15 protein-coding genes and 1 pseudogene are annotated in these 16,877 nt (G+C 73.0%); 8 read left to right on the forward strand and 8 right to left on the reverse strand.

The features are described from left to right. Positions 1 to 15 precede the first annotated feature (15 nt). Together J116_RS15555 and J116_RS15560 are read left to right on the forward strand one after the other, a co-directional pair. Positions 16 to 612, forward strand: a complete 597-nt coding sequence (locus J116_RS15555) for an EF-hand domain-containing protein (RefSeq protein WP_023587993.1) — start codon at positions 16 to 18, stop codon at positions 610 to 612. A gap of 209 nt (positions 613 to 821) precedes the next feature. After that, positions 822 to 2,042: an FG-GAP-like repeat-containing protein gene (locus J116_RS15560; protein WP_023587994.1), complete on the forward strand. Its 1,221-nt coding sequence runs from the start codon at positions 822 to 824 to the stop codon at positions 2,040 to 2,042. A gap of 51 nt (positions 2,043 to 2,093) precedes the next feature. Here J116_RS15560 and J116_RS30020 read toward each other — a convergent pair whose 3' ends face one another. From J116_RS30020 to J116_RS15580, 4 genes are all read right to left on the reverse strand, one after another. Further along, positions 2,094 to 2,522, reverse strand: coding sequence for a hypothetical protein (locus tag J116_RS30020; protein WP_023587995.1), 429 nt, complete (start codon positions 2,520 to 2,522; stop codon positions 2,094 to 2,096). After that, positions 2,519 to 4,828: a tetratricopeptide repeat protein gene (locus tag J116_RS15570; RefSeq protein WP_023587996.1), complete on the reverse strand. Its 2,310-nt coding sequence runs from the start codon at positions 4,826 to 4,828 to the stop codon at positions 2,519 to 2,521. Before J116_RS15570 ends, J116_RS30020 begins: the two co-directional genes overlap by 4 nt. A gap of 115 nt (positions 4,829 to 4,943) precedes the next feature. Further along, positions 4,944 to 5,180 (reverse strand): DUF397 domain-containing protein, encoded by a 237-nt coding sequence (locus J116_RS29930; RefSeq protein WP_023587997.1) that lies wholly within the window; start codon positions 5,178 to 5,180, stop codon positions 4,944 to 4,946. Next, the gene (locus J116_RS15580) at positions 5,177 to 6,004 is read right to left on the reverse strand and encodes a helix-turn-helix domain-containing protein (protein WP_023587998.1); all 828 of its coding nucleotides are present in this window, start codon (positions 6,002 to 6,004) and stop codon (positions 5,177 to 5,179) included. The genes J116_RS29930 and J116_RS15580 overlap by 4 nt, the downstream gene beginning before the upstream one ends. A gap of 91 nt (positions 6,005 to 6,095) precedes the next feature. On the opposite strand from J116_RS15580, the gene J116_RS15585 reads away from it, so the two are divergent. After that, positions 6,096 to 6,536, forward strand: a complete 441-nt coding sequence (locus J116_RS15585) for a hypothetical protein (RefSeq protein ID WP_028964094.1) — start codon at positions 6,096 to 6,098, stop codon at positions 6,534 to 6,536. Positions 6,537 to 6,652: 116 nt separating this feature from the next. On the opposite strand, the gene J116_RS15590 is transcribed toward J116_RS15585, so the two are convergent. Continuing rightward, the gene (locus J116_RS15590) at positions 6,653 to 7,147 is read right to left on the reverse strand and encodes a peptidylprolyl isomerase (RefSeq protein ID WP_023588000.1); all 495 of its coding nucleotides are present in this window, start codon (positions 7,145 to 7,147) and stop codon (positions 6,653 to 6,655) included. Positions 7,148 to 7,266: 119 nt separating this feature from the next. Between J116_RS15590 and J116_RS15595 the strand changes: the two genes are divergently transcribed. After that, on the forward strand, positions 7,267 to 7,917 hold the full coding sequence (locus J116_RS15595) for a hypothetical protein (RefSeq protein ID WP_023588001.1): 651 nt from the start codon (positions 7,267 to 7,269) through the stop codon (positions 7,915 to 7,917). An 80-nt stretch (positions 7,918 to 7,997) separates the two neighbouring features. Here J116_RS15595 and J116_RS15600 read toward each other — a convergent pair whose 3' ends face one another. Further along, positions 7,998 to 9,200: an erythromycin esterase family protein gene (locus J116_RS15600; RefSeq protein WP_023588002.1), complete on the reverse strand. Its 1,203-nt coding sequence runs from the start codon at positions 9,198 to 9,200 to the stop codon at positions 7,998 to 8,000. Between the two features lie 59 nt (positions 9,201 to 9,259). On the opposite strand from J116_RS15600, the gene J116_RS15605 reads away from it, so the two are divergent. From J116_RS15605 to J116_RS15615, 3 genes and pseudogenes are all read left to right on the forward strand, one after another. After that, entirely contained in the window at positions 9,260 to 10,015 is a 756-nt protein-coding gene (locus J116_RS15605; protein WP_023588003.1) for a TioE family transcriptional regulator, read from the forward strand. A 382-nt stretch (positions 10,016 to 10,397) separates the two neighbouring features. Continuing rightward, positions 10,398 to 10,682: pseudogene (locus J116_RS30955) on the forward strand (DUF2332 family protein); the annotation flags it as partial. Between the two features lie 506 nt (positions 10,683 to 11,188). Beyond that, entirely contained in the window at positions 11,189 to 12,247 is a 1,059-nt protein-coding gene (locus J116_RS15615; protein ID WP_023588005.1) for an SGNH/GDSL hydrolase family protein, read from the forward strand. Between the two features lie 76 nt (positions 12,248 to 12,323). Here the strand turns inward: J116_RS15615 and J116_RS15620 are convergent, their stop codons facing one another. Continuing rightward, the gene (locus J116_RS15620) at positions 12,324 to 14,597 is read right to left on the reverse strand and encodes an FG-GAP repeat domain-containing protein (RefSeq protein ID WP_023588006.1); all 2,274 of its coding nucleotides are present in this window, start codon (positions 14,595 to 14,597) and stop codon (positions 12,324 to 12,326) included. Between the two features lie 211 nt (positions 14,598 to 14,808). Beyond that, complete coding sequence (locus tag J116_RS15625) at positions 14,809 to 15,885, reverse strand: serine hydrolase domain-containing protein (RefSeq protein WP_023588007.1); 1,077 nt, start codon at positions 15,883 to 15,885, stop codon at positions 14,809 to 14,811. Between the two features lie 241 nt (positions 15,886 to 16,126). On the opposite strand from J116_RS15625, the gene J116_RS15630 reads away from it, so the two are divergent. Next, positions 16,127 to 16,867: a GbsR/MarR family transcriptional regulator gene (locus tag J116_RS15630; protein ID WP_023588008.1), complete on the forward strand. Its 741-nt coding sequence runs from the start codon at positions 16,127 to 16,129 to the stop codon at positions 16,865 to 16,867. Positions 16,868 to 16,877 lie beyond the last annotated feature (10 nt).

Consider the following 16,877-nt stretch of genomic DNA (forward strand, 5'->3'; position numbering starts at 1 on the left):
GGTGGTGTGTGCCCCATGCTGGCCGAGCCGATCGACAAGATCAACGGAAGGACTCGGCCGATGACCATCGCCGCGCGGGACACCATCACGGCCAAGCTGGAGCGCCAGTTCGAGCTGCTGGACGCCGACAAGGACGGCCGCGTGAACGCGGCGGAGTTCGCGAAGATCGCGGACCGCATCATCCAGGCCTACGGGCTCGACGGGGACGACCGCCGGGCCCGCGCCCTCCGGGCCGTGAACCAGATGTACTGGATGGAGCTCGTGCGCCACTCGGGCGCCGAGAGCGACGCGCTCACCAAGGACCGGTTCGTCATGGCCAACCGCCTGGCGGCCATCGACACCAGCCGCATCAACGTCATGGAGGGCCTCGCCCACGCGTCCTTCGACATCATCGACGCCAACGGCGACAACGAGATCGACAAGGACGAGTTCCTCCGCTTCCAGCGGGACGTCTGGCAGGTTCAGGCGCCCGAGGCCATGGAGGTGTTCGGCAAGGTGGACATCGACGGGGACGGGGCGATCAGCCGCATGGAGTTCGTGCGCACGGTCCGCGAGTACTTCATGTCGATGGACCCGTCCGCGCCGGGCAGCATGCTCTTCGGCCGCGTCTGACCCTTCCGGCCCCCGGGGCCATCGCATGACGGCGGCGGTGACTGTCCGCCGCCGTCGATTCCTCCCCGGCGGCCGATCCCCGGCACCCGGCGCCCCGCCCCCGGAGCCCGGCTGCGGGCGACCCGCCCTGTGGCGTGAACCGGGCGGCGGGATACTGTCCCTCTCGCGGCGCGTCGAGCCTTCCTCCGTGCCGCTCAGGGAGGGAACACATGCGCGTACCACTGCTGCGGCGCCTGGCCACGCTGGCCACGACGCTGGGGCTCACCTCGCTCGGGCTCCTCGGCGCCGGAGCGGCACCCGCACAGGCCGCGATCAGCGACTGCCCGTCGGGCTACTTCTGTGCCTGGAAGTCGGACAACGGCACGGGCACCATGTTCAAGACGAACAAGGACCTGTCGACGCTCGGCACCTGGGACAACACGTTCCGCTCGGTCGTCAACCACACCAGCAAGTACGCCTGCGTGTACGACGAGCCGAACCACGACACGTCCGGCATGGTCGGCGTGTGGGACCCGGACCCGGCCGGCACCGAGTGGGGCTACGAGCACGGCACGGTCAGCTCGATCAAGCTCGTCTCCACGTCCCGCGAGTGCGCCTTCCGGGCCTACCCGGCGTGGTACTCGGCGCCCGCACCGCAGGCGCAGGGCTTCGGCGACATGAACGGCGACCAGAAGGCCGACGTCGTCGTACGGGACAAGGCGGGCCGCCTGTGGTTCCTGCGCGGTGACGGCAGCGGGCAGCTCATCGGCAACAGCGGCTGGAACGTCTTCAACGCGCTCGTCCGGCACGGTGACTACAGCGCCGACGGCCGCGAGGACGTCATCGCCCGCGAGGCGTCCACCGGCAGGCTCTGGTTGTACCCGGGTACCGGCAGCGGCACGCTCGGCGCCCGCAAGCTGATCGGCAACAGCGGCTGGAACGCCATGAGCCGCCTCGTCGGCTACGGCGACCTGTCCGGCGACGGCCGCACGGACCTGCTGGCCGTCGAGAAGTCCACCGGCAGGCTGTGGCTGTACCCCGGTACGTCCTCGGGCACGCTCGGCGCCCGCAAGCTGATCGGCAACGGCGGCTGGAACGCCATGAACGCCCTCGTGGGCGCGGGCGACATGAACAGCGACGGCCGCCCCGACCTGGTCGCCCGCGAGGCGTCCACGGGCAAGCTGTGGCTGTACCCGGGCGGCTCCGGAGCGCTCGGCGCCCGCGTGCTGGTCGGCTCCGGCGGCTGGAACGTCATGGAGAACATCCTCGGCCTGGGCGACTTCACCGGCGACGGCAACGCCGACCTGGCCACGTCCACGCACAGCAGCTTCGTGAACGAGATGTGCCGGGGCGTCGGCTGCCACCTCGTCTACACGGGCCGGGGCACCGGTTCGCTGAACCCGGGCGAGGTCGTCGCGGACGACTGGCACCACCTGAACGGCATCTTCTGACCGAGCCGATACGAGAGAGGGCCTCCGCGACAGCGGGGGCCCTCTCCCGGTTCACGGCGTCCGACGCTCGCTGTTCCGCCCGAGCGCGCTGTCGGTGGCGTTGCCGAGGACGACGGTGCTGTCGCGGGCGGCGCTCACGTCGGACGGCCGGGTGGTGCGCCGCCCGCCGGGCGGCGGTGCGGGCGCCGGCGGGGCCACGACCTGCGAGCCCTCACCGATGGCGCTGCGGTTCGCGTCGCCGTCGATGACGACGGCACGCGGGCCCGCGTGAAGCCGCCGCCCGCCGTCGCCCTGGCCGGTCCGGGCCAGGGCCACCACCGACACGACGAGGCCCAGCAGCGCCGCGCTCGCCCCGGCGACGCTCGCCACCCGGTCCGCCGTGTCCAGGTCCCCCCACACGGCGACCCCGGCCAGCACCGCGACCCCGGCTCCCGCGACCACGGCCAGCGCCCACAGCGCGGGCCGTACCCAGTGCGTCATCGTGCCCCCTCCTCGGTGTGCGGCTGCCCGCCGGTCCTGCGGAACCTGGCGGCGAGACGTCCACGGACACCCGCGGGCCCCTCGGCGGCGGCCTCCCGCTCCCAGTCGGCCAGCAGGGAGCCGTACGCCTCCGTCCACGGGTGTTCTTCCCCCTGTACCCGTCTGACGCCGTGTACCGCTGCCCGCATGTGCTCCAGCGCCTCCTGCCGGTGTCCCGTCTTCCACAGGGAGAGGGCGAGGCCCGCGCGGGTGGTCAGCGTGTCCGGATGGTCGGCGCCCCGGACGTGCTCCTGGTCCGCCAGCGCCTGCCGGAACACGGGGACGGCCTCGGCGAAACGGGAGGCGCCCAGATAGGCGTTGCCCAGGCACAGCCCGGCCTCCAGCGTGAGGTTGTGCTCGGGGCCGAACCTGTCCCGGCAGCGGGCCAACAGCGGCTCGGCCCGTTCGATGAGCTGTTCGGACCGCCCGGCGGCGCCGTACGCGAGCGTCACGTCGATCTCGGAGCGGACGATGTCGGGGTCGTCCGGGTCGAGGATGGCCCTGCGCGCGGTGAGCACCTGCTCGAACATCATCGCGGCCAGCCCCGGCTGCCCGGTCGCCAGGGACCACCCGGCCAGCTCGCTGTAGGCGCGCAGCGCCTCCGGGTGCTGCCGCCCGTACTGTTCGCTGAACTCGTTCGCGAGCCGGAGGGACAGCTCAAGACCCTCGTGGTGCCTCCCGGCCGAGCGCAGCGCCTTCGCCAGGCGGAAACGCGCCATGTCGGTCAGATGGGCCCCCGACCCGAGCCGCCGCTCGTACTCCTCGGTGGCCGTCCGCCAGAAGGCGAGCGCGTCCTGCACCATCTCCGTGTCCAGCAGGCTGTCGCCCAGCGGGAACAGCACCGTATGGGCCCCGGCCGTCCACAGCCGTTCCCCGGCGGTCTCGATCAGTTCCCGCCCGTTGGCGCGCAGCACCGCGTGGAGATCGCGCTCCACCAGGCCCACGTTCGCCCACGCCTCGTGGAGGGCGCCCGACGCGGTCGCGACCGCCTCGTCGAGCCGCTCGGCGGGCACCGTCTCGCGCACGGCCCGAGCGGTCAGGGCGTGGATGCGGACGGTGTGGGTGGTGCTGGTCGTGTCGTGGCTGATCAGTCCGTACCGGTGGAGGAGGCGCAGCGCCTGGTCCACCTGCGTCTGAGTGACCGCCACCGCCGCGGCCTGGTCACGGAGGAGGTGCGGCGCGTGTTCCTGGATCGTGCGGTACAGCGCCCGCGCCACGTGCTCGTGCAGCCGGGGAGTGCCCCACAGCGCGGCGGGCTGGCCCGCCGGGTCGAGGTGGGCGGCCACTTGGAGCACCGCCCGCGCGTGGGGGCCCTGCGGGTCCCGGTCGGTGGCCTCCAGGGCGAGCAGCAGCGCGGTCGTGACCTGCCGCCCGTACTTGTCGGTGTCGGCCCAGGACGGCAGTACGGCGTCCAGGCGGGCGGCGCGGTCCCGGAACAGCTGCAGGTACCTGGCGCAGGAGGTCTCCTCGCGGACCATGTACGCCGCCGCGTGCCCCAGCCCCAGGGGCAGGTGGCCGAGCGCGCGGGCCAGGGCTTCCACCTGGTCGTCGAGCAGGTGCGCCTTGCCGTCGTGGGAGAGCCGGTCGGTGAGGTAGGCCGTGGCCTCAGCGGGCGTGTACGGGCCGACGGGGATGGCCACCCGGCCCTGCCCGGTCAGCTTCGGCTCGTCGCGCAGCCGCGTGGTGGCCACGACCTGGCCGGTGCCCCGCGCCGGGTTGGGCCACCAGTCGGACACGGCGTCCGGGTCCGCGATGTCGTCCAGCACGACCAGCCAGCGGCGCGGAGTGACGTTGAGCCAGTTGAGGAACGCCCGCGCGTCGGCCTGCGGGTCCTTCCCGGTCGCGCCCGGCACGCGGGCGAGCCGCGCCGCCTCGCTGTACGCCGCCACGATCTGCGCGGCGTCACCCGCCGACACCCACAGCACTAGGTCCACACCGTCCGCGTACGCCGCCTGGGCGTGTGCCGCCGCCAACTGCGTCTTGCCGGTGCCGCCTTCCCCCACCAGCACGTGGGCGGAAGGCCGTTGCCCGGGGCCCTGGTGCGGCCGCTCCAGTGCCTGCCGCAGCTCGGGGCGCGGCTGCAACGCGGACGCGGTGAGCGGTAACTCACCGACCGGGAGGGGCCATTCGACGGGCGGCTCCTGCCCGACGTACGTCACGTGGACGGAGCTGTGGGGGCCGTTGGCGCTGAGGTGGCTGTCCCGCCCGATCTTCACCTTGTTGGGGCCGTGATCGCGGTCGTGCTTCTTCCGGTTCCTTCGCCACACAGCGGCCCCCGCTCCCGTCGCCCGGCCCCCCTGCCGGTACGTCCACGGTAACTCCGTACGGCGGCACGGCGCGGGCACTCGGCCGAAGACGAACCAGCGCCCGTGCAGCGTCAGTTCAGCGAACGGTACGGAGGAACGCGCACCACGCCTCGGGCGCGACGGCCAGCCCGGGACGGGCGGTGTCCTTGGAGTCCCGGACGTGCACGGCCTGGGGACAGGCGGCGATCTCGACGCATTGGCCGCCCTGGCCGCCGCTGTACGACGATTTGTGCCAGTCGAGGGCGACTTCGACGCAGGCGCCGCCCTGGTCACCGCTGTAGCTGCTCTTGAACCAGTTGAGCTGGTCGGTCATAGCTCTCGTGCCACCTGTTCGATCAGTTGTGTGGATGCTTCCGGGGTCAGGGCCTGCGCTCGCAGGGTGCCATAGCGCGTGAACGTGTCACCCAGCTCGGGTTGTTCGCTGAGAAAGTAGCGGCCACCCTGTCCTTCGACGTAGACGAGCTGACCTCTTCTCTCGGCGGTTTCGAGCAGGATGAACGGCCCGTTGAGACCGGCGTGGGTGCACCGGTCGGGAGGCATCACTTGCACTTCGACGTTGGGAAGCCCCGCTGTGTCGAGCAGGTGGTGCAGGCATTCCTTCAGTACCTCGGCTCCTCCGATGGGCCGGGTCAGGGCGATCATCTCGATGATGAACGTGATGTGCGGTTTGGGCGTGCGGTGAAACACCTTCTGGCGCTTCAGCCGAACGTCCACCGCTGCGTCGATCTCGACCTCGTCCAGCGCCGGGACGGCACACCTGAAGACCGCTTCGGCGTAGCGGCTGCTCTGCAACAAGCCCGGCACCAAGTGGTTTTCGTACCAGTGAATCGCGGCGGCCCCGGCCTCTTCCCCCAAGTAGTCCTCGAACCATGCGGGGACACCACTTGGGGCGATCGTCTCGGCTACCTCCTTCAGCGCACCGTCCGCACCGAGTACCCGGTCCGCCACCTCCACGAAGTGGTCCTTCGGCCTGCGCTCCCCCTTCTCGATCATCGCCACCTGGGACTTGGAGTAAGAGGTGTGCCTGCCGAGGGCTTCCATCGTGACCCCGGCCCGTTCACGATGGAACTTGAGCAGCCGCCCGAACGCTTTGGCGGCACCGGCCGACCCGCTGCCCGGTTTCTTGCCGTTGTTCACAGAGTTCACCGTCCATTTCCCCAGGTACACAGCACGCCACGAACGCCGTGTGGCGCTGGTCACAGTGAAGCGCAGCTTGCAAGCTGGTCTCATGAACTTCCCCAAGCCACTTGACAAAGCGCCCTCTTGGGTACCCGCCTCGGGGCACGCGTTACGGCACGCGGGCGTGCACTTCGACGCGGTACGGGTCTCCGGGGTGCTCGCGGAGGACGTGGCGTACCGGCTGATGACGTACACGGACTTCCAGGCGGGGCCCATCGTCCGCGAGCTGACGGGGCGCCGGTACATGTACTTCCTGGTGCCGCCCGGCACGGCGGGGGCGTACCGGTGGCCGCCGGGCGAGGCGCGGACGCTGACGCGGGGGAGCGGGAGCGCGGCGTACGTGGGGGTTCCGGCGTTCGAGGGGCTGACGTGGCCGCTGGACTGGAGGTCGCGGCCGACGGCGGCGATGCCGTTCGTGGAGCCGGACCTGCTGCATCTGCACGTCACGGAGGCGTGCGCGGAGCACGCGGCCGGGGCGCGGGGCGCGTAGCGGAGGCGTACGGCCGCCGGGGCGCGGGCGGCATCGGCTCAGGGGCCCATGCCGCCCCGCGCCCCGGTCTCACGCGGCGCCCGCGGGGGACGCGTGACGGCCGGTCCGGGGAGGCGTCAGGAGACGATGCCGCAGTCCGCGACGGCGACGGCCGCCTTGGTGCGGCCGGAGTCGCTGCCGAGGGCCTCGATCTGCTTGACGATGTCCGCGCCCTCGACGACCTCGCCGAAGACGACGTGCTTGCCGTCCAGCCACGGGGTGGGGACGGTGGTGACGAAGAACTGCGAGCCGTTGGTGTTCGGGCCGCGGTTGGCCATGCTCAGCAGGTACGGCCGGTCGTGCTTGAGCTGGAAGTCCTCGTCCGCGAAGGTCGCGCCGTAGATGCTCTTGCCGCCGGTGCCGTTGCCGTTGGTGAAGTCACCGCCCTGGAGCATGAACGCGGGGATGACGCGGTGGAAGGGGGAGCCCTTGTAGCCGTAGCCGTTCTGGCCGGTGGCCAGCTCGCGGAAGTTGCGGGCCGTCTTGGGGACGACCTCGTCGAACAGCCGGAAGACGATCCGGCCGAGGGGGGCGTCGTCGACCGTTACATCGAAGTACACGTTTTCACTCATGGCGGCGATTCTGTACGAAGGACGGCCTCGGCGCGATTTCGGCCCGGCGTCCGGCCGCTCGCCGGGCCGGCTCCCCGTCCGCCGGGGCCCTGTCAGTGGCGGGTGGCACGATCGGCGGTATGCGCGCGCACCACGACTGGTCGTCCCTGCCGTCCCCCGGCCGCATCGTCGCCGGGCTGGCCTTCCACGCGGCGTTCCTCGCCGTGATGGGCGTGCCTCCCCGCCACGCGCCCGAGCCCGGCAGGGTCGCGTACGACGACGGTGGCGGCAGCTCGTTCGTACTGGACCTGGGCGGGCCCGTGCCCATGCTGGTGGTGCGGGACCGCGACGAGTCCGGCGCCCGGCCCGGCGACGGGGCGATACGCGCGGTGCTGGGCCGGGCCGGGCTCCCCGGGCCCTTCGCGGCCGAACCGGAGCGGGGCGTCAGCGGAGCGGCCCGCTGGGACGGAACGGCCTGGGCGCCCGCGGCCGGCGTTCCGAGGCGCGTCGTCGCCCATGTCGTGGACGACGGGCACCTGCTGGCCGAGGCCGACATCGCCCTGGGCGAGGTCGCCGAGGGCGAGAGCGACCCGGACGCGCTCGCCGCTCTCCTGGCGGCGGTCCGCGCGGGCGTCTGGGAGCGCGAGACGGTCGAGGCCGCGGTGCGCCTGACGCCATACGAGGACGACGAGGAGCTGGAGGACGAGCCCGATCCCGAGGCGGCCGTCGCCGTGCTGGACCTGTACGCCCCCGTCCTGCGCGAGGCACTGGCGGCGGATCCGGCGCACTGACCGGAGCCACCGGGGCCCCCGGCCCCGTGACCGTCCACGGGACCGTCCACGGGGCCGGGGCGGCGTACGAGGCGGCCCGGTCAGCTCCGCGTGACGTCCCTGACGTGGACGAGGCCGTCGAGGGACGCCAGGTCGGCGGGGTCGAGCGGGGCGTAGCCGAACCAGGGGGACTCGCGGGGCGCGGGCGGGGGGTCGCCGAGGGCGGCCGCCAGACGCGCCGGGTCGATCAGGTGGCGGTCCTCCGGGAGGTCGTACAGGAGCCCCTCGACGGTGTCCGGCGGCGGGGCGTCCACGCCCTGGTGCCGGATCGTGCCGACGGCGGTGGCGACGAACGCGTACTCCTTCCCGAGCCGGGAGGCGACCAGGGCACCGGCGCCCCACCACTCCAGCAGCCCGCCGCCCATGCGCATGGTGCTGCGCCCGCGCTGGAGGTGGGCGTGGTGGGAGTAGACGAGGACCGGGCCGCGCTCGGCGAGGGCGAGGAGGTTGTGGGCCATCATCCGGTCGCGCTCGGCCGCCAGGCGGGTCAGGCGGGCGGGCGAGGGGTCGGCCATCGCGTGGTGGTAGCGCAGGAGGCCGGTGGCGGTGCGCCCGTACAGGCGGGCCCGCTCGTGGTCGCCGGGTGAGGCGGTGGCGCGCAGGCGCGGGTCCTGCGTGTCGAGGAGGGCGACCAGGTCGTCGGCGAGCAGCCGCAGCTCACGGGCCTCGGCGGACCGCCCGACGGACCGGGCGGGGTCGTACATGGCGGCGGGTTCGGTCCACGCCTCGTCGGGGCCGAGCAGGCGGTCGAGGGTGTCGGCGGCGCAGGGCAGCAGGTCGGCGTCCAGGCGGGCGGCGAGGTGCCGGTGGAGCGCGGTGAGGGCCCGGCGGGGGCTCGCGGCGGCCTCGATCTCCAGGGGGCCGTCGAAACCGGCGAAGCGGACGTGCTCGGAGGCGGGGCGGCCGTCGTTGTGGGCGCGCATCCAGCGGACCAGCTCCCGGTTGGCGGCGGAGGCACCCCAGCCGTGGCTGAACCCGTGCTCCATGGCGGCGTCGAGGGTGCCGGTGCCGGAGGTGACGTGGTCGTCCACGGCGAGGCCGTTGAGGCAGTCGGTCTCCAGGGCGATGGTCCGGTAGCCGTACTGCTCGACCAGCTGCCGGAACAGGTCGTTGCGGAGGCGGAGCAGGGCGTCCTCGCCGTGCGTCGGCTCGCCCAGGGCGAGCATCCGGGGCGGGGCGGGGAGGAGGCCGATCAGGGCGGAGGCTTCGACGGGATGGGTGGCGTCCTTGAGGTCAGTGGCCATGGCTTCAACCGTATCGTTGAAGGCTCGCTTGAGACTTCTGTCGCGATATCGTCGGCTGTATGGGGCGGAACCTTCAAACGGGCGGATGGCTCAGGCCGGTCGACCTGGCGCGGGAGCACGGGCTGTCCACACAGGCGGTGCGGAACTACGAGGAGGCGGGCATCCTGCCGCCCGCCGACCGGACGGCGCACGGCTACCGCAGGTACACCGCGTCGCACGCGGCGGCGCTGCGGGCGTTCCTCGCGCTGGTGCCGGGGCACGGGCACGGGACGGCGGCGGCGGTGATGCGGGCGGTGAACGAGGGCGCCGCGCGGGAGGCGTACCGGCTCATCGACGAGAGCCACGCGCAGCTGCTGGAGGACCGGCGGACCCTGCACGCGGTGGAGAAGGCCCTCCGGGACCTGGAGCCGCTGGGCGACACGCCCGAGACGCCGGGCTCGGGCGCCGCCGGTCGCGCGGGCTCCGGTTCCGGCGGGACGTTCATCGGCCCGCTGGCGCGGAGGCTCGGCATCCGCCCGGCGACGCTGCGCACCTGGGAGCGCGCCGGACTGGTGCGCCCGCGCCGCGACCCGGTGACCGGGTACCGGGTGTACGACGAGGCCGACGTCCGGGACGTCCGGCTGGCCCACCAGCTGCGGCGCGGCGGCTACCCCCTGGAGCGGATCGCCCTGCTGCTCGACCAGGTGCGCTCGGCGGGCGGCCTGGAACCCCTGGGCGCCGCACTGGCCGACTGGCACGCCCGCCTGTCGGCCCGGGGCCGGGCGATGCTGGCGGGCGCGGCAGCCCTGGACGCGTACCTCCACACCCGCGCCTGACCCCCGCCCGACGCCCGCCGACCGGGCGTGAGGCCCGGGGCGCTGTGACGTCGGAGACAACGGGGGCAGACGGCCCTCACCCCGTTCGCTCGACGGGCAGCATCGCGGTGATGACGAGGAGGCTAAGTGCCGGTGGAGACCGCGGAGTTGCACAGACGGTCCGGGCTGTGGGAGGCGCGAGGCCATTCGGCCTCGTACGAGGAGCTGGCGGCGCGGACCGCCGAGGACGGCGAACTGCTCGCGTTCATCGACGGGTTGCCCGCGGACCGGGCGGCAACCGGACCTGCTTCTCGCGACGGTGCGACATCTCGGTGGGCCGACCGGGGACTTCACCGCGTTCCGGACTTGGGTGCTGGGCCACTGGGACGAGGTGCGCCGTACGGTGCTGGAACGGCGCACCCGGACCAACGAGCCCGGCCGCTGCGCCACGCTGCTGCCGCTGCTTGCGGGCCTGCCGCAGCCGCTCGCGCTGATCGAGGCGGGCGCGTCGGCGGGGCTGTGCCTGTACCCGGACCGGTACCGGTACGCGTACGACGGGCGGCCCCCGTTCGGCGCGGAGGGCGGGGGCGTCACGCTGGAGTGCCGTACGGACGGGGCCGTTCCGCTGCCGGGGCGTCTGTCCGAGGTGGCTTGGCGGGCGGGCATCGACCTGAACCCGCTCGACGTCCGGGACGAGGCCGACACGCGGTGGCTGGAGTGTCTGGTGTGGCCACTGGATCTCCAACGAGACGCCGCACGTCCTGCCGTCCGTGCAGTCCCGGCTGCCCCGGCCTCCGGCCCCCGACCGGGCGGTGTTCGCACTTGCCCTGGACGAACACCCCGTCGCCTTCACGGGCCCGCACGGCGAGTGGCTGGAGTGGTTCGCCTGAGGCACGCGCCGCGGGGCGAGGCCGACCGGTGGGGGCGGCGCGGGTCGGGGATGCCCGTAACGGAAGCCGTCCGCGCGCCCCGTGGGACGAGGTCGCCGCCGCGTACGGGGCGGTGGGCGGTGCCCGGTGGGCCGTCGATGCCGTCGGCGGCCGCGGGTGCGTAGATCGGAACAATTGACCCGATCGGGTGTGAACGCGGCGATTCCCCGCAGGGCCGGGCCAGTTGACCGAATGATCTGGCGATGGAGCTACTTCCCGCCCGCGGGTTCTGCCCCGGGCGCCCTCAGCACACCCTGGAGAATCCATGCGACACCCTGTGTCCCGGCTGCGCGCCCGGGCGCTGGCAGTGGGCCTGTCCGCGCTGACCGCGCTCGCGCTCCTGCCGTCGGCGTCGGCAGGCGCGGCCGACCCGTACAGGTGGGCCGCGCTGGGCGACTCGTACACCTCGGGTCTCTTCGTCGGCGACCCCACCCCCGCCCTCGGGAACGTGTCACGCGACGGCTGCGACCGCACCACGGGCACCTACCCGGACCTCGTGGCCCGGGAGCTCGCCCAGTTCCCGCCCGGCCAGCCCGTCCAGCTGACCGACGTCAGCTGCGGGGGCGCCGACATCGGCGATGTCGCGGAGGAGCGGCAGCAGCCGCTCAGCCCGGTCCAGGCGCCCGGCGGCGATCCCGCCAACTGGCCGGAGGTCGCCCCGCAGGTCCAGCGGGCCGGGCTCGACGGCACGACCGACGTCGTCACCATCGGCGTCGGCGGGAACTCCCTGCCCTTCGCCGCCGTGCTCGGCAAGTGCGCCGAACTCGGTCTGCTCGGACGGTCGTGCCAGGAGTACTACACGAACCCGCCCGCGGGCGAGGAGAGCATCGGCCAGAAGCTGGCCAGGGTGGAGAGGGAGTACGTCGAGATGCTGGCCGAGGTGCACCAGGCGGCACCGAACGCCAAGGTCATCACGGTCGGCTATCCGGCGGTCCTGCCGCAGGACGGCAACGACTGCACCCGCCTGAACATGACGCAGCTCGGCACGGTCCGCGCCGCCGACATCGACTGGCTCCGCGTCGGCGTCCTCGAACCGCTCAACCGGACCATCGCCCGGGTCAGCTCGTTCTTCGGGGACCGCTACGTCGACCTCTACAGCTCCAGCGTCGACCACCACGTGTGCAAGCCCGCGGGCACCAAGTGGGTCGAGGGGATCTGCGGCGACGCCGCCGACCACTGGCCGGCCGCGCTCACCCGGCCGGTGCGCTTCGACTGCTCGCTCCTGGGCAAGCGCATCACGCTCGTCCACCCCAACGCCGCGGGCCACGCCAACGCCGCGGACCACGTCGAGCGCGCGATCCGCATCGCCCTCCTCGACCGCTGACCGGGGCACCCCGGACGCCGTACGGCCCCCGCCGCGCCCTGGTGGCGCGACGGGGGCCGTGACGCTGCGCGTGCCGTTACGCCAGGCTGTTGAAGGCCGTTCCCTCGCCCGCGTACAGGTTCGTCGTCCAGCGGGCGAACGGGGCCGTCGCCGAGCCCGTCGAGCGGTACACGTACGTGCCGTTCGCGCCGTACGCGACGAGGTCCGGGCGGCCGTCGCCCGTCACGTCCCCGGCGCCGACGAGCTGCGTGAACGCGTTCCAGCCGGAGCCGACGCGCACGCGGGTGGAGAAGTTGCCCGCGCCGTCGCCCTGGTACAGCCACAGCACGCCGTACGCGTCGCGCGCGACGAGGTCGCCCGCCGGGTCGCCCGCGATGTCCCCGACGGCGGTGATCGTGTTGTAGATCTGCCAGCCGCCGCCGACGCGGACGCGGTTGGCGAGCGGGGCGGAGGCGTTGCCGGTGCCCGGGTAGGCCCACAGCACGCCCGAGGTGTCACGGGCGACGAGGTCGGGGCGCCCGTCGCCGGTCAGGTCGCTGCCGCCCGCCAGCTTGTCGTAGATCTGCCAGCCGCTGCCGATCTGGACGCGCGCGGTGAAGTTGCCCGCGCCGGTGCCCTCGTACAGCCAGAGCCCGCCCGACGTGTCCCGCGCGATGAGGTCGCCCACGGGTGAGCCGCCGACGTTCCCCACGGCCTCGATCTGGTTGTAGGCCTGCCAGCCGCGGCCGATCTGCTCGCGCTTCGCGGCGGTGACGTGGCTGCCCGTCGGCCAGTCGAACAGGTCGTCCCGCCACAGCGTGCCCGAGGCGTCCCGCGCGAGGACGTCCGTCGAACCGTTGTCGTTGAAGTCGTGCGGGTTCGCCTGGCGCGTCACCGGGAAGCCGCCCGACGCGGTCGCCGCGCCGCCGATCCCGTCCTCCGGGGTGGCGGTGAGGTGCCAGGTGTACGCGCCGTTCGGGGCGCTGGCACCGTCCAGGAGGCCGTCCCACGCGAACGTGAAACGGCTGCTGCCGTCGGACGGCCGCGGCAGGCGCTGGGTGAGGGCCTTGCCGGTGGCCGTGTGGGTGAGGGTGAGGTCCACGGTGGCGTTGGCGCGGGACAGCGTCCACTCCATCGGGGCGGTGCTGCCCGGCTGCTCCAGGTCCACGGCGGCGGGGACCTTCGACTCGTTCACCTTCAGGGCCATGACCTTGTCGGTGCGGGCGACGAGCGTGGCCGTCGGGCGGCCCTGGTCGCCCACCTCGATGCGGAACAGGCCGTCCGCGTCCGCCGTGGAGCCGCGCACCAGCAGGGTGCCGTCCGGGGCGTGGGCCACGCTGGAGTAGTGCTCCAGCAGCACGTACGGCTCGGACGTGGAGCTCTTGGTGCTCCGCGCGTACAGCGGGCTCTGCACCACGTCCTGCACCGGGCCGGGGACGCCGTAGAGGAGCGTGTCCCACAGGATGCCCTCGATGCGGGCGGCGGCCATGTGGCTTTCCATGCGGAAGTTCGTGCCGGTGGCGTCCGCGGCCACGGCGAGCCGCGTGTAGCCGGTGGGGTAGTCCACCCACGCGGTGTAGTCGGCGGTGACCGCGCCCGTGGAGTTGTGGTTCCACGCGGCGATGTGCTGCGTGCCCGTGCCGGTGCTCCACATGTCCACGGCCGTGTCGCCCTCGACGGGGGCCTTCGTCTTCCAGAACTGCGTCCGGTACGTGGCCTGTGACCACACGCGGTTGCTGCCCAGGACGAGCATCTGGTGGCCGGTGGTCGCGACGACCTTGAAATCGATGCTGTAGAAGCCGGCCGAGCGCTTCGTCTTCTTCGTGATGCCGTCGGTCTGCGTGAGCTGCCACAGCTCGTGGTAGTCCTGGGTGGTCGGCACCTTCACGAAGAGGTTCCCGCCGACGACGCCGACGAGCTTGGCCCCGGGCTTGAACTCGGCCGCCAGATCGACGGAGAAGGACGTGGCGGCGCCCGCGCTCATGTCCCGCACGAACACCGTGCCGGCGCCGTCGCTGGTGACGACGGTGTCGGAGTGGCTGTCGTGGCCGATGGTGCCCGTGGTGATCGGCTCGACCGAGCCGTCGGCGTAACGGTGCCACTCCAGCACGGTGTTGCCCGTGCCGTCCTCGCGGGACGTGAGGTAGCCGGAGTCGCCGGTGCTGACGATGTCGGCGTCGAGCGGCAGGCTCGCCTCGTCGGTGGTGCCGGTGGTGCTCGCGCCCGGGGCGGCGGGGGCCTGCGCCACGGGGGTGGCGGCGGGCGCGGCCACGGCGCCCGGCGAGGCGAGGACGCCCGCGCCGACCGTCACGGCGAGCACGGTGGCGACGGAGGCGGTGAGACGGCGTCGGGTGGTGCGGGCGGAAGCCAAGGAAGTTCCTCCTGATGAGCGGAGCGGCACGCACCTGGCGCGTACCGCTCGCTCAGACTTTCGAGAACCCCCTGAGGTTGTACGCCACTTCCACGTCGGCGCCCCGGGCGAGGCGGTGGCCCCCCCGCCGACGGCCCGCGTCGGCTGGCGTGTACGCCCGCGCCGACTGGCGGCCCCGCGCCGACTGGCGGCCGGGCTGGCTGCGCAGCCCTCAGAACACCCCCGCGACGAGCTTCCGCGTCGCCGTCTGGAACGCCCCGGCGAGCGTCCTCGCGTCGTCGTCCACGTAGTTGAGCGCGGCGGTCAGGGTCGTGCCGCCGTCCGGCGTGCTGTACATCAGGGCCGCGTGGCCCGCGAAGCCGCCGTTGTGGGTGATGACCGTGGCGCCGCTCTCCGTCTGCTGGACGAACACCCCGAGTCCGTAGCCCGCCTTCGGGTCCGGGGCGCACATCTCGGCCAGCAGCGGGACCGGGAGGAGCCTGCCGCCCAGGAGCGCCGAGAGGAACGTGTGGAGGTCGCGGGTCGTCGAGATCATGTCGCCGCCGCTGGAGATCCAGGAGGGGTTCTGGCGGGTGACGTCGATGGTCTCCTGCCGCCCGGCGTCCTCCAGCCGGTAGTACGCGTGGGCGTGCGGCCCTGGCACGTCGGCATCGGTGTCCGGTACGACGGTGTCCGACAGCCCGAGCGGCGCCAGTACCAGCCGCCGCATCTCCTCGGCGAGCGGGCGGCCGGTGACCTTCTCGGCCAGCAGCCGGGCCAGTACGTAGTTGGTGTTGGAGTAGCTCCAGTCCGTCCCCGGCTCGAACCGGGCCGGCCTGGACAGCGCCAGGCGGACCAGCTCCTCCGGCCGGTACGTCCTGAACCGGCCCTCCACCCACTCCCGGCCCTGCCACGGGATGCCGGGCACGACCGTCCCGTCCTCGTAGTGCTCGCCGGTGAAGTTGAACACCCCGCTCGTGTGCTGGAGCAGCATCCGCACCGTGATCCGCCGGTCCAGCCCGTACCCGGGCAGCCGGTCGGCCACCGGGTCGTCCAGCCGGACCGCGCCGTCGGCCACCAGGCGCAGCACCAGCGCGGCGACGAAGGTCTTGGTGTTGCTGCCGATCCTGACCCGCCCGTCGAGCGGCGGCCGCGCGTCCTCGCCCAGCCTGCGCGTCCCGGCACTGCCCGCCCACTCGCCGCGCTGGTCGTTCACGCGCAGCTGGACCCCGGTGAAACCGGAGTCGACGATCTCCTGGATGGCCGTCTGCAACTCGGGGCGGTCCTGCCCGGCAACGGTGTGGGACATGGCTGCGCGCTCCTTCTGGCGGGGGTGGGGGTGATGTTTCCTGTTGAGGAAACGCTACGTTGCCTTTCGCTGAGCACCAAGGCTCTCATTGCATGAGTTCCGCATAACAGCAGGTGGTTGCCTGGAAATCGTTGCAACTTCAGTGGGTCGTAACGCAACAGCCTGGATGTGCTCATTGCAATAGGATGGTGGTGAACGCTACACTCGGCCGGAACGTACGCGCGCCACGGAGGAGATCGGGATGCCGGGAGGCAGGCTCACGCAGCAGGAGCGCCAGCAGATCGCGCTGGGGCTGGCCGACGGCCTCGCCTACGCGGAGATCGCCCGGCGCCTGGACCGCCCGACCTCGACGGTCACGCGCGAGGTGATGCGCAACGGCGGCCCCACCGCGTACCGCGCCGACCTGGCCCACCGCGCCACCGAACGCCGGGCCCGCCGCCGCAGGCAGGTCGCGGCCCGGGGGGCGGTGGCGCTCCCGCAGGCGCATGGGCGTGACGCGGAGGCGGTCGCCGAGTTCGAGGAGACGTTCACCACCGTCCTCATGGCGTCCGGCATGCCCAAGATGATGTCCCGGGTGATGGCGGCCCTCACCCTCACCGACGAGGGCAGCCTCACCGCCTCGGAGCTGGCCCGGCACCTCCAGGTCAGCCCCGCGTCCGTCTCCAAGGCCGTCGCGTACCTGGAGAGCCAGGGTCTCATCGGCCGCGAGCGGGACGAACGCCACCGCCGCGAGCGGTACGTCATCGGGGACGACGTCTGGTACCGGTCGATGATGGCCAGCGCCGAGTCCACCCTCCGCCTGGTCGGGATCGCGCGGCAGGGCGTCGGGGTCCTCGGCCCCGGCACCCCGGCCGCCGCCCGCCTGGAGAACACCGCACGCTTCCTGGACTTCATCTCCGAGAGCATCGCCCGAGCGGCCGAGCAGGCCCGCGAGATCCTCCACGCGCAACCGGCCACGGCGCAGGGCGGTACCGGCGATTGACGCCCGGCGC

This window comes from Streptomyces thermolilacinus SPC6 (assembly GCF_000478605.2).
Lineage (GTDB): Bacteria > Actinomycetota > Actinomycetes > Streptomycetales > Streptomycetaceae > Streptomyces > Streptomyces thermolilacinus.

What these genes read in the sequence shown, in the direction of transcription:
- J116_RS15590 (WP_023588000.1), bottom strand. Translation starts at nt 7,147, where the DNA reads ATGAGTGAAAACGTGTACTTCGATGTAACGGTCGACGACGCCCCCCTC.
- J116_RS15600 (WP_023588002.1), bottom strand. Translation starts at nt 9,200, where the DNA reads ATGGCCACTGACCTCAAGGACGCCACCCATCCCGTCGAAGCCTCCGCC.
- J116_RS15605 (WP_023588003.1), top strand. Translation starts at nt 9,260, where the DNA reads ATGGGGCGGAACCTTCAAACGGGCGGATGGCTCAGGCCGGTCGACCTG.
- J116_RS15615 (WP_023588005.1), top strand. Translation starts at nt 11,189, where the DNA reads ATGCGACACCCTGTGTCCCGGCTGCGCGCCCGGGCGCTGGCAGTGGGC.
- J116_RS15625 (WP_023588007.1), bottom strand. Translation starts at nt 15,885, where the DNA reads ATGTCCCACACCGTTGCCGGGCAGGACCGCCCCGAGTTGCAGACGGCC.
- J116_RS15560 (WP_023587994.1), top strand. Translation starts at nt 822, where the DNA reads ATGCGCGTACCACTGCTGCGGCGCCTGGCCACGCTGGCCACGACGCTG.
- J116_RS15595 (WP_023588001.1), top strand. Translation starts at nt 7,267, where the DNA reads ATGCGCGCGCACCACGACTGGTCGTCCCTGCCGTCCCCCGGCCGCATC.
- J116_RS15555 (WP_023587993.1), top strand. Translation starts at nt 16, where the DNA reads ATGCTGGCCGAGCCGATCGACAAGATCAACGGAAGGACTCGGCCGATG.
- J116_RS30020 (WP_023587995.1), bottom strand. Translation starts at nt 2,522, where the DNA reads ATGACGCACTGGGTACGGCCCGCGCTGTGGGCGCTGGCCGTGGTCGCG.
- J116_RS15585 (WP_028964094.1), top strand. Translation starts at nt 6,096, where the DNA reads ATGAACTTCCCCAAGCCACTTGACAAAGCGCCCTCTTGGGTACCCGCC.
- J116_RS29930 (WP_023587997.1), bottom strand. Translation starts at nt 5,180, where the DNA reads ATGACCGACCAGCTCAACTGGTTCAAGAGCAGCTACAGCGGTGACCAG.
- J116_RS15630 (WP_023588008.1), top strand. Translation starts at nt 16,127, where the DNA reads ATGCCGGGAGGCAGGCTCACGCAGCAGGAGCGCCAGCAGATCGCGCTG.